This is a genomic window from Halanaerobiales bacterium, assembly GCA_035270125.1.
GTDB lineage: Bacteria > Bacillota > Halanaerobiia > Halanaerobiales > DATFIM01 > DATFIM01.
In genome coordinates this window covers 1-12,268 of record DATFIM010000176.1, presented here as the reverse complement: position 1 = coordinate 12,268, position 12,268 = coordinate 1, and the positions used below count along the sequence as shown (strand labels likewise).

Annotated in this window: 9 protein-coding genes; 1 reads left to right on the top strand and 8 read right to left on the bottom strand. The window is 29.8% G+C overall.

The window, feature by feature from the left end:
- Positions 1–553 precede the first annotated feature (553 nt).
- The 3 genes from VJ881_09280 to VJ881_09270 all read right to left on the bottom strand — a co-directional run bounded on the left by VJ881_09280 (position 554) and on the right by VJ881_09270 (position 4,236).
- Positions 554–1,921 (bottom strand): SUMF1/EgtB/PvdO family nonheme iron enzyme, encoded by a 1,368-nt coding sequence (locus VJ881_09280; protein HKL76244.1) that lies wholly within the window; start codon positions 1,919–1,921, stop codon positions 554–556.
- Positions 1,922–2,203: 282 nt separating this feature from the next.
- A complete protein-coding gene (locus tag VJ881_09275) occupies positions 2,204–3,160 on the bottom strand; it encodes a polyprenyl synthetase family protein (protein HKL76243.1) in 957 nt (318 codons plus the stop codon).
- 2 nt (positions 3,161–3,162) lie between these two features.
- Positions 3,163–4,236 (bottom strand): FAD:protein FMN transferase, encoded by a 1,074-nt coding sequence (locus VJ881_09270; protein HKL76242.1) that lies wholly within the window; start codon positions 4,234–4,236, stop codon positions 3,163–3,165.
- Positions 4,237–4,685: 449 nt separating this feature from the next.
- Here VJ881_09270 and VJ881_09265 point away from each other — a divergent pair, with 449 nt between their 5' ends.
- Positions 4,686–6,473 carry an FAD-dependent oxidoreductase gene (locus VJ881_09265; protein ID HKL76241.1) on the top strand — a complete coding sequence of 596 codons (1,788 nt, stop codon included), beginning with the start codon at positions 4,686–4,688 and terminating at the stop codon, positions 6,471–6,473.
- Between the two features lie 83 nt (positions 6,474–6,556).
- Here the strand turns inward: VJ881_09265 and VJ881_09260 are convergent, their stop codons facing one another.
- The 5 genes from VJ881_09260 to VJ881_09240 all read right to left on the bottom strand — a co-directional run.
- Positions 6,557–7,384 carry a class I SAM-dependent methyltransferase gene (locus tag VJ881_09260; GenBank protein HKL76240.1) on the bottom strand — a complete coding sequence of 276 codons (828 nt, stop codon included), beginning with the start codon at positions 7,382–7,384 and terminating at the stop codon, positions 6,557–6,559.
- A gap of 32 nt (positions 7,385–7,416) precedes the next feature.
- Positions 7,417–8,010 carry a ribosome biogenesis GTP-binding protein YihA/YsxC gene (gene yihA / locus VJ881_09255; protein HKL76239.1) on the bottom strand — a complete coding sequence of 198 codons (594 nt, stop codon included), beginning with the start codon at positions 8,008–8,010 and terminating at the stop codon, positions 7,417–7,419.
- Complete coding sequence (gene lon / locus VJ881_09250) at positions 7,997–10,384, bottom strand: endopeptidase La (protein ID HKL76238.1); 2,388 nt, start codon at positions 10,382–10,384, stop codon at positions 7,997–7,999. Before lon ends, yihA begins: the two co-directional genes overlap by 14 nt.
- Positions 10,385–10,514: 130 nt before the next feature.
- Positions 10,515–11,768: an ATP-dependent Clp protease ATP-binding subunit ClpX gene (clpX, locus tag VJ881_09245; GenBank protein ID HKL76237.1), complete on the bottom strand. Its 1,254-nt coding sequence runs from the start codon at positions 11,766–11,768 to the stop codon at positions 10,515–10,517.
- A gap of 21 nt (positions 11,769–11,789) precedes the next feature.
- Positions 11,790–12,268: ATP-dependent Clp protease proteolytic subunit (locus tag VJ881_09240; protein HKL76236.1), on the bottom strand; the 479-nt coding region annotated here is incomplete at its 5' end.

Genomic DNA, 12,268 nt, shown 5'->3' with positions numbered 1-12,268 from the left:
ATCAATATAGTTATAAATTGTTTTATAATGTAGATCAATATCAAATCTATCTTTTTCTTTTATTTTATTAGCTATTACCTCTGGAGACCATTTCTCCTCTTTTATTTTTTCCTCTATAAAGTCTGCCAGTTCATGATCTTTCGCTATTTTTATTTTAGGTCCTTTTGCTGTAGCATTTCTATCATATACTTCTTGAGCTCTTTGAGCTACATATTCATCTCTAGTTGAATAATCAGAATTTAATAGCTTAACTTTACCTTTGCTATTTCTTTTTTGGATTTGTCTTGAATATTAAATAAATGTTCAATAATTTTTCTATCTTCCCAGATTAGGTGTTTTCCTTTTTTGTTTTTTGTGGTATAATTGTTTAGACACATATTCGGCGCCTCCTTTTGTTATTGTGGTTGATAACATTATATAAAAGGCGCTGGTATGTGTCTAATTTATTTTTACTGTGTGCATTTAATTATCCAATGCTCCTATTTTCTTATCTTAATCAGTAAAATTATTGTATAATATTCTATAAAGTATATTTTAATAAACTATAAAACTATTAATTTGTCTTGGTCAGGCGAAAACCGATACTGGTACTACTATAATATGGACTGTTACTAACAGTACGGCTAACTCTACAATTGTATGCATTGTAGTACCAACTACCACCACGATAAACTCGCTTAGAACCATCAAGGGTGTTAGTCCATTCAAACACATTACCTGACATATCAAATATACCGAGTTCATTGGCCTCTTTTTCTCCTACTATATGTGTTTTATCTCCCGAATTATCTTCATACCAGGCCACCTCATCTACATTATCACTACCAGAATAAATTGTTGGACTTCCATCTTTACCACCACGAGCTGTATACTCCCATTCTATTTCTGTTGCCAATCTGTAACCTTCTAAGTTTTGAGGATCATCTGTTAACTCCCAATTGCTTAAATTATAAGCTGGAGTCAATCCCTCTTGTTCACTTAACCAATTACAATAAGCTACAGCTCCATACCAGGTTACTTCTATCAATGGATTATCTTCACTTTCTGCATAATTATTACCTTCAAAATAGAAGTTTCCAGAATAGCCTATTGCACAGGCATTATCATCCATATCTATTACTTCTTCTCCTTCATAACTACCATCTGAAGCTACTCCTGCATTATTTAAAAAAACGATATATTCGGCGTGAGTTACTTCATATTTACCTACTTCTATATTATAACTTATTGAAGTAGTTCCATTTGCAGCTGTTCCTGCTGGCACTGCTACCATTTCAGGATTAACATCTACTGGACTTGTGTTATCTTCTTGAACAACATTTGCTGAAACAGTTAAATTATAAGGGTTAGTTATATTATTTGGTAGATCAGTAAGTTCACCTGTAATACTTTGTTTTTGTACTTTTTTACTATTATAATCATCTTCACTCCAGGTTACTGAAATATTTTCTTTACTATCATCATCTAAAGTGACTTCTACTGTTTCTGGAAGATTTAAATCTTTAAATAATGTACCATATTCAACAGTTATTTCTTCTAATTCTTCTATGGCAGTGATTATTTTAAAATCTGTATTTCCTATATCTGTAAAAACAGCTATAATTTCTTTATCTGAATTCATCAACAAATTATATTTGTCATCTTTTTTATCATATACAACCTCATCACTATTATCTCCAGACCATTCTTTAAATTTATAGTCCTTATCTGGAGTTATTTCTAATACAATAAGTGTTCCTTCTTCAAAATCATGTTTTCCTGCTGCTGGGTCAACTGTTCCTTCTCCTTCTACATTAATAGTTAAAGTATACTCATCATTTAATAGACTACCACTATCACAACCTGACAGAATTAAACCTACTAATAAAACACTTGACAAAAACAATACCAATTTTGACTGTTCCTTAATAATTTTAAGCAAAAATATCCCCCCCTTAAATTATGTTTTTAAATAATAAATCAAGTCCTTAAATTTAAAATATTCAAAATTTCAAAAAGTAATCTTTCAATTACTTTTCTATTTATTATTATTTAAATTATTATTAGATAATATGAATATAATTCAACATATAATTTATAATTCCTTTAATTTTCTTAATATTTTTACATTTTATCAGTTAAAAAAACATAGAAAAAGCTCACCAAATTGAATAAATTTTGGTGAGCCTAAAATAAAAATTGATAATTTTAATTTTCTCAACTTTTAATAACGTCTATCAATCTGTCTTTCCATAATTTTTAATATAAACTTTCTAGTTTTATTATCTGGAAGTTCTTTTAAATTATTTTTTGCCTTTTTAACAAATTTTTCAGCAATTGATCTACTCTCCCCTATCATATCATACTTGTTAATAAGTTCAATTATTTTTTTTCTAGCTATTACTTTATTTTCATTTCTTAAAATTTCTTTTGTCTTTTCTTTTGTCTTTTTATTGTTTAAAAGTAAAACAACCGGAAGAGTATAAATACCACTTTCTAAATCTTTACCTACATTTTTTCCAGTAATATCTTCTTTTCCCTGAAAATCTAATAAATCATCTTCAATTTGAAATGCCATCCCCATTTCTATCGCAAAATTATAAAGATGATTAAATTTTTTTCCTCTTATTCCACTTTCATATGCACCTATATACATACTTAATCCAAAAAGTAAAGCTGTTTTCTTTCTTATTCTTCTAAAATAATCTAAAGTACTTATTTCTATATTATTTTTATTTTGAAATTGTTTTATTTCACCTTCACAAATCAAACTTACAACTTTATTAAGTTTTTTTCGTGATTTTTTTGATAAATTATCTTCAAAAATATCTAAAGTTCTTGATATCAAATAATCTCCAATAAAGACAGCCATTTTCTTCCCAAATCTTTTATGAGTAGTTTTTTCTCCTCGTCTTAAATCAGCTTCATCTATAATATCATCATGAATTAAAGTTGACATATGAATTATTTCTATTCCGGCTGCAATATTATAAACTTTTTCATCTTCAATTTCTCCAAAACGTGAAGCCAGTATAACTAGAATTGGTCGGAGTCTCTTACCACCAGCATTTACTAAATCAGTAACTGCCTCCTGGATTATTTCATTTTTATTTGCTGTTATTTTTAAAATTCTTTCATCCACTTTATTTTTAATGTCTTTATATTTTTTGTTTTTCCACACAATTAATCACCTTCTGTTAACTTAAAGTCAGAATCTAATATTTCTACTTTCCCTTTTAAGCCTGGTGTCAAATACACATTATTATTTTTAGTTACAAAAATTGCTTCAATACCTTCTCTATGTTTAATGAAATCATATGCTTCTTTCCTTCCAAGTATAAAAGCACTGGTAGAAAGCACATCTGCTTCAAAGGAATCTTTAGAAATAATGCTTACACTAAGAAGTTCATTTCTGCTTGGTTTGCCAGTTTCAGGATTTAAAATATGATGATATAGAACTCCATCTTTTCTAAAATATCTTTCATAATTACCGGATGTAACAACAGTCTTGTCCCTTATTTCCAGACTGGCCATTACCGAACCTCTAGCCTCCCGGGGATCCTGTATACCAATTTTCCAGGGAGTACCATCTTCTTTACCACCAATTACTAGAACATTCCCCCCTAAGTTTACATAAGCACTTCCTATTCCTGCATTTTTTACTATATTTCTTACTTCATCAGCAGCATAACCTTTGGCAATTCCACCTAAATCAATTTTCATATTTTCTTTTTCAAATTTGATACTATTATCTTCTTTATTTAATTTTAGATTTTTATAATTCACTAATTTCTTAGTTTTTTCAATTTCACCGGCAGAAGGTATCCTGGCTTCACTTGTGCCTATACCCCAAAGTTCAACTAAAGGCCCAATTGTAGGATCAAATCTACCATTAGTCAATCTCGCATATTCTAAAGCTTTTTCTATTACTTTAAAGGTATCTTTAGAAACTCTTACCCACTGATTAGCAGCATTATTATTTATTTTACTAATTTCACTTTTTTTAATATTTTTACTCATTTCATTTTCAATTTCTCTCATTCTTACAAAAGAATTATTTATAACTTCCTGAGCTTTTTCACCATAAACCTGCATATCAACTTTGGTATCCATCAAAAATTCACTGCTTTTTTCTTTTGTGATGTTATTTCCCGAATTTATGTTAGTTTTATCTTTTTCACTTGATTGACAACCAACTATTGTTATTGATAATGTTATAATGATAACAAATAAAATTATATTTCTTTTTTTAAACATTAATTTCACCCTTTTTTAGTAACATCTAAATTTCTTTATAAATTATTTTATCATTTTTTATTTCTATTTCAACTAAATAGCAATAAAATTATCTCAACTGACAAAAATAATTAAAAATATAAGCAAAACACTCTACTTTCTCTTAAAAAAATAAATAATTTTTCAAAAAAAATTAACTTTAAACAAACGTTAATATCAAATGTTCATAAAAGTTTTTTTAAAAAGAATATCTGTCATTTCAACTTACATTTATTATAAAATATTTCACAATAAAAAGCAAACGAAAGATTTAATCTTGCTTTTTTATTTAAATATGCTATAATAAAAATGTAGAGTTAATTACTCGAGAATTTAATTAACTTCTTTTTGTTAATTAAATAAACTTTTTTTAAATTCTTTTGATAAAAAATACACAATATTTAATTAAATTATATTTAGGAGGGATCTAATTGAGTAAAAATATTGTTATCCTTGGAGCCGGTTATGGAGGGGTTGCAGCCGGCAAAAAATTACACAAAATTTTCAAAAAAAATGATGAAGTAACTATTACCCTTATTGATAAAAATCCATATCATACTTTATTAACAGAAATTCATGAAGTTGCCGGTAATAGAATAGAAGATGATGCTGTAAAAGTTGATTTAGATAAAATCTTCTCTTCTACTAAAGTAAACTTAATTAAAGATGATATTAATGATATTGATTTGGACAATAAAAAATTGAAATCAGATGAACATCACTATGATTATGACTATTTAATAATGGGTACTGGAAGTAAACCTAGTGATTGTGGTGTTAAAGGAGTGGAGGAACACACTTTAACTTTATGGTCTATTGAGGATTCATTAGAGATTAAAGAACAGGTTGAAAAGTCATTTCAGGAAGCAAGAATAACTGATAACCCCATAGAAAGAAAGAAATTACTAAGTTTTGTAGTCTGTGGTGGTGGCTTCACCGGTGTAGAAATGGTAGGAGAATTAATCGATTGGGTTGATGAATTTGCCAAAAAATATGATATTGCCAGAAGTGAAGTTGAGCTCTACAATGTAGAGGGGCTTGACGACATATTGCCCAGTCTTGATAAAAAATCCATTAAAAAAGCCAAAAAATATCTTAAGAAAAATGATGTACGTATTAAAACTGGTGATTTTGTAACTGAAATATCAGAAAACAAACTGGAATTACAAAATGGGGAAATAATTGAAGCTAATACTATTATCTGGGCCTGTGGAGTAGAGTCTTCTGAATTCACTCAAAAATCAGGACTTGAAACAAGTCGAGGGAAAAGAGTAAAAGTAAATGAATATTTACAAACTGAAAATCATCCTGAGGTTTATGCAGTAGGAGATAATGCAGCTGCTCCCTGGAAAAATGGTGATGATGATATCCTACCTGCTTTAGTTGAAGCTGCAATGCAAACAGGTGAATGTGCGGCTAAAAATATAGCAGCAGATATAAAAGGTCAGGAAAAAGAAGAGTTTGAACCTAATTTCCATGGTATTATGGTTTCTATTGGTAGTAAATATGCAGTAGCAGAAGTTATGGGAATGTCGCTAAAAGGTGTTCCTGCTCTCTTAATGAAGCATATGGTAAATATGTATTATAGAATTGAGCTTGGTGGAATTAAAGAAGGATTTAATTTCATTTCAAATTATTTAGAAGAACAGGGTTCCAAAAAAGGCCTTGTAGCCCAGCTATTTGATCACTTAAGTGTTTCGAAAAGAGCTCTCTGGGTGGTTTTACTTAGAATATTTACAGGTGGAATTTGGATCTATGAAGCTTATACGAAAATAAGAGATGGTTGGTTAGCATCAGGTGATTATTTAGTATCCGGATCTACTGCCTCTCCTATTGGTGATTATGCAGTTGGTTGGTATGTAACCATTACTGAAAATACGGTTTTTCAATTCCCATTATTGTTTCAGTATTTAGTTGTATTAGGTATGCTTGGTATGGGAGTATCTCTTTTATTTGGTATATTTACAACTCTAGGCGCCTTAGGATCAGCTGGAATGTCAATTAACTTTTTATTAGCAGGTCAATATCCTCACTATTCCAGTGATTTCCCAGGTCATGTAAGTCCTTTATACTGGTTCCTATTTGGTTCAATAGCGTTAATTGGTTCAGGACGTACATTTGGTCTTGACTATTACATCTTACCCTGGCTTAAAAAGATGATCTGGAACCGTCCTAAAAATAAAGATGAAGATCTACAAAAAGTTGTAGATACTAAATAACAAATAAGAATATGTAGTATATGTAAATATAGTAAAAGGCAGTATCTAAAAATGATACTGCCTTTTTTAATGAAATATTTTTATTATAAAATAAATGTCTTAATTATATTCCACTTAAATTTCTTACTCAGTTGATTGAGCAATTTATTATTTTTTTTTAGTAATCCTTTTGAGGCTACAAAATAAACTCTATTGTCACTTTCTTTTGCTTTATTAAAGGTATAAGCACTAAAAACTTCAACTTCACTAAATCCAGCCCATTTAAGAGCAGCAATAATATCCTGGATAGGATAAGAAGTTTCTTTATGAACTTCTTCATAATAATTTACTCTATTTTCGCCAAAATATATTTTTAATTTAACTTTCCATATCCTGTTTTCTTTATCTATGATATCCTGCCAAAAACAGGAATAATTTTCACCTTTTAAAAGCATAGTACCAGAATTAATATTCATTAATCTTTTTATAGTATTCATATCAAAAATAAAAAAACCATCACTTTTTAAAAAATTATAGGTATTATCAAATATTTTCTTTAAATCTTTATATTCTAAAATATAATTTAAACTATCAAAAAGAGAAAAAGCTAAATCGAATTTTTGATCAGGAGAAAAGTTGCGTAAATCCTTTTGATAAAATTTTACATTAACATCTTTTTTATTTTCCTTTTGTCTTGCTATCTCCAACATCTCTTGAGATATATCAACACCATAAAGATCCCAAGCATTTCTTTCAGCAAAGCGGTAAGTCATATTCCCAGTTCCACAGGCCAGATCAATAACTTTTTGTGGTTTTTTATTATAATAATCCAGGATATCTATTAGATATTTATACCAATAATCATAAGGTACATTATCCATAACTTGATCGTAAATGCTTGCAAATGATTTAGTATAAGCTTTATCATCCATAATAAACACCTTCTCCTGAAATTATTAAATAATTATTTGAACTGACCACTTACCTTTCCAATAAAAGAAAATAATTTATTTTTGCCTTCCTGGGTTTTAGCAGAAACAAGACAAAAATTATCATTTTCAGATAAATTTAATTCATTTTTAATTAATTTTTCCTGTTTTTTCTTTTTATTATTAGTCAATTTATCAGCTTTTGTAGCAGCAATTATAAATGGAATATCAAAAGATCGAATCCATTTAAGCATTTGTTTATCATCAGATGTAGGTTTATGACGAGAATCAACAATCATTACAATCCCTTCTAAATTATCACGGTGATATAAATAATCATTTATTAATTCTCCCCATTCATCTTTTACGTTTTTAGGAACTTTTGCAAAACCATAACCTGGTAAATCAACAAAATAAAATTTTCTATCAATATTATAAAAATTGATACTTTGTGTTCTTCCAGGTGTTGAACTGGTTCTTGCTAACTTATTCCTTCTTACTAACATATTAATAAGAGATGATTTGCCGACATTAGATCTGCCGGCAAATGCTATCTCTGCTTTATTATGGTCAGGATAATCTTCATATCCATAAGCACTAATTACAAATTCTGGATTATTTATTTTCATCTTTACTGCCCTCCAGAAGAATCAATTCTAAAACATCATCCATATGATCTACAAATTCAATATTAATATCCTTTTTTACTCTATCAGGTATTTCTTTTAGATTTTTTTCGTTTTTTTCAGGTAAAATTATATTAGTTATACCAGCTCTTCTGGCAGCTAGAATTTTTGTTTTTATTCCACCTACAGCTAAAACTCTACCTCTTAAACTAATTTCACCTGTCATTGCATAATCTCCTCTTATCGGTCTTTCAGTTAAAGCTGAAGCAACAGCCAGAGCAATAGTTATTCCTGCTGAAGGACCATCTTTAGGAACTGCTCCTTGAGGAACATGAATGTGTATATCATTTTCTTTATGAAAATCATCAGGTAAATTAAGTTCCTTATTTTTTGATCGAATATAACTTAAAGCCGCTCTAGCAGATTCCTGCATTACATCTCCTAAAGAACCTGTTAAAGTTAATTCACCTTTACCAGGTAAAACAGCAACCTCTATATCTAAAATATCGCCACCGGCCTGATTATAGGCCATACCAGTAGCAACCCCAATTCTATTTTCTTTTTCACTTTCCTTGTTTTTGTATTTAGGAACTCCTAAATATTTCTCTAAACTTCTGGTTGAGATACGAGCAGTTTTATCTCTTCCTTCGATAATTTCTTTACTTACCTTTCGCGTAATAGCAGAAATTTTTCTTTCCAGATCTCTAACTCCTGCTTCTCTGGTATAATTTTGAATTATTTTTGCTACTGCATTTTCAGAAATATTTATTTGGTCTTCAGAAAGTCCATGTTCATCAATAATTCTAGGAATTAGATAATTTTGAGCTATTTTAGTTTTTTCGTGTTCTGTGTAGCCAGGAAGCTGAATTAGTTCCATTCTATCCAGTAGTGGTGCAGGAATAGTCTGGGTTACATTTGCAGTTGTAATAAATAAAACCTGAGATAGATCAAAAGGTAATTCTAGATAATGATCAGAAAAATCAGTATTTTGTTCAGGGTCCAATACTTCAAGAAGTGCAGAAGCTGGATCTCCTCTAAAATCAGCAGACATTTTATCAACTTCATCAAGTAAAAATACTGGATTTTTACTACCGGCATCTCTCATTGCATTAATAATTCTACCCGGTCTGGATCCAATATAGGTTCTTCTGTGCCCTTTTATCTCGGCTTCATCTCTAACTCCACCTAAAGATAATCTAACAAAATCTCTATTTAGGGCTCTAGCTACAGATTTACCTAATGAAGTTTTACCTACTCCCGGAGCACCTACCAGACATAAAATAGGACTTTTTTTCTTACTTGCTATTTTTTTAACAGCTAAAAATTCCAGTATTCTTTCTTTTACATCTTCCAGGCCATAGTGGTCTTCATTTAAAATATCTTCTGCTTCACTAAGATCAATTTTATCATCTTTTTCCTGATCCCAGGGTAAATCTAAAACACAATCAAGATAATTTCTAATAACTGTAGCTTCTGGTGACATATTAGGAGTTTTCGCTAATTTTTCGATTTCTTCACTTAATTTTTCTTCTACAACTTCTGGAAGATTAATTTCTTCCATTTTTTCCTTATATTTTTTTATTTCACTATTTTCTTCTCCATCACCAAGTTCATTTTTTATTGCTTTCATTTTTTCCTTTAAATAATACTCTTTCTGGGTTTTTTCAACCTGTTTTCTTACTTTTTTATTTAATTGCTGTTCAATCTGTAAAATTTCTATTTCATCTTTTAAAATTTCCAGTAATTTTTCCAATCTTTCTTCTACATCTATTGATTCCAATAATTTTTGTTCCTGCTTAAACTTAAGTTCCATATGGGAAGATATAATATCTGCAAGTCTACCAGCTTTTTCTATATTTGTTACTGTCATCATTATTTCAGCAGGTAAATTTTTATTATATTTAATATATTCCTGAAAATCATTTACTACTGTTCTCATCAAAGCTTTTAATTCATTATCAACTTCTTTTTCCAGATCATTAAATACATTTGCATGAACAGAAAAATATTCTTCTTTACTTAAATATTCAAGTATTTCAGCCCTTTTTAGACCTTCTACTATAACTTTAATCATCCCATTAGGAAGTTTTATTAATTGTTTTACTTCAGCAATAGTACCAACCCTATAAATATCATCTTCATCAGGGTCTTCAATCTCTTCTTTCTTTTGAGAAGCAATAAATATTTTCTTATCTCTCATCATAGCTTCTTCTATTGCTTCAATTGATTTATCTCTACCAACTAAAAGTGGTATTACCATATTAGGAAATACTACTATTCCTCTTGATGCCAGTAATGGCAATTCAAGTTCATCATCCAAATCTATATCCTGTTCTTCTTTTATTTCAATATCTTCAAAATCTATGTCTTTTGGCATATTAAACACCTCTCTAAATAAATAATTCTTGGTAACTAATTTTAATCCTTCATAATAAAGAAAAGGGATAATAACACCTCATAAGTGAGGTGCTATTACCCTACCATTCCTCCATCAAAATTATTTCAATCTAAGCAGATTCTTCTTGTTCATTTATTCTAATTAAATCTGGATCTTTCCCATCTTTTATTACTTCTTCAGTAATAACACATTTAGTAATATCACTATCTGAAGGAAGATCATACATTATATCTAGTATTGATTCTTCAACAACTGCTCTAAGTCCACGAGCACCTGTACCTCTAGATAATGCTTTTTCTGAAATAGCTTTTAGAGCTTCATGAGTAAATTCTAGCTCGACATCATCCATTTCAAAGAACTTCTCATATTGTTTTACAAGAGCATTTCTAGGTTCAGTAAGAATTTCAACTAAATCTTCAACTTCAAGCTGATCTAAAGTAGCAATTACAGGCATTCTTCCTATAAACTCAGGAATAAGACCATAGTGTAATAGGTCCTGTGGAAGAATATGTTTTAAAGTATCTCCTATATTTGCACTTTCTTCTTTAGTTTGAATATCAGCACCAAAGCCCATTACTTTACTATCAATTCTATTTTTAATTACTTTATCAAGTCCATCATATGCTCCACCAGCTATAAATAAAATATTAGTAGTATCAATTTGTATAAACTCCTGATGAGGATGTTTTCTTCCACCCTGAGGTGGTACACTGGCAACAGTTCCTTCAAGTATTTTTAGAAGAGCCTGTTGTACACCTTCTCCAGATACATCACGAGTAATTGATGGATTTTCTGATTTTCTAGCAATTTTATCAATCTCATCAATATATATTATACCTTTTTCAGCTTTTTCAACATCATAATCAGCTGCCTGTATTAATTTTAAAAGAATATTTTCTACATCTTCACCTACATAACCAGCTTCTGTAAGAGAAGTAGCATCTGTTATAGCAAAAGGAACATCAAGTATTCTAGCTAAGGTTTGAGCCATTAATGTTTTACCACAACCAGTAGGTCCAACTAACATGATATTACTTTTTTGTAGTTCAACATCATCAATTTTCATATCAGAATTTACACGTTTATAATGATTATAAACTGCTACAGATAAAGTCTTTTTAGCTCTTTCCTGTCCAATAACATATTGGTCTAGTATATCTTTTATCTCTTTTGGTTTTGGAATACTTTGTAAGGTAAATTCTAAGTCATCATTTAATTCTTCTTCTATAATTTCATTACATAATTCTATACACTCATCACAAATGTATACCCCAGGTCCAGCTACTAATTTTTTTACCTGATCCTGTGATTTACCACAAAATGAACATTTCAATTGTCCTTTTTCATCGCCAAACTTGAACATTATATCACCTCTTAGAGAGAGTTACTCCTTATCTTCTTTTTTATTTTCGGCCTTCTTTTTCTGAAGGTCATTTCTAGAAATTACTTCATCAATAATACCATAGTCAACAGCCTGTTCAGCAGTCATAAAATAATCTTTTTCTACATCAGCAGCAATCTTTTCTTTAGACTGACCTGTATGTTTACTTAAAAGTTCATTTAAAGTTTCTCTGATTCTCATTAACTCTTTAATGTGAACTTCAGCTTCTGTTGCTTTTCCCTGAACTCCACCAGCAGGCTGATGAATCATTACTCTAGAATAAGGCAAACCATAACGTTTACCTTTAGCTCCAGCAGCAAGTAGTAAAGCACCAGCACTTGCAGCCTGTCCCATACCTATAGTAACTACATCAGGCTTGATATACTGAATAGTATCATACATTGCCAGAGCAGCTGTTACAGAACCACCTGGACTATTTATATATAAATAAATGTCTTTATCTGGATCATCAGCTTCTAAAA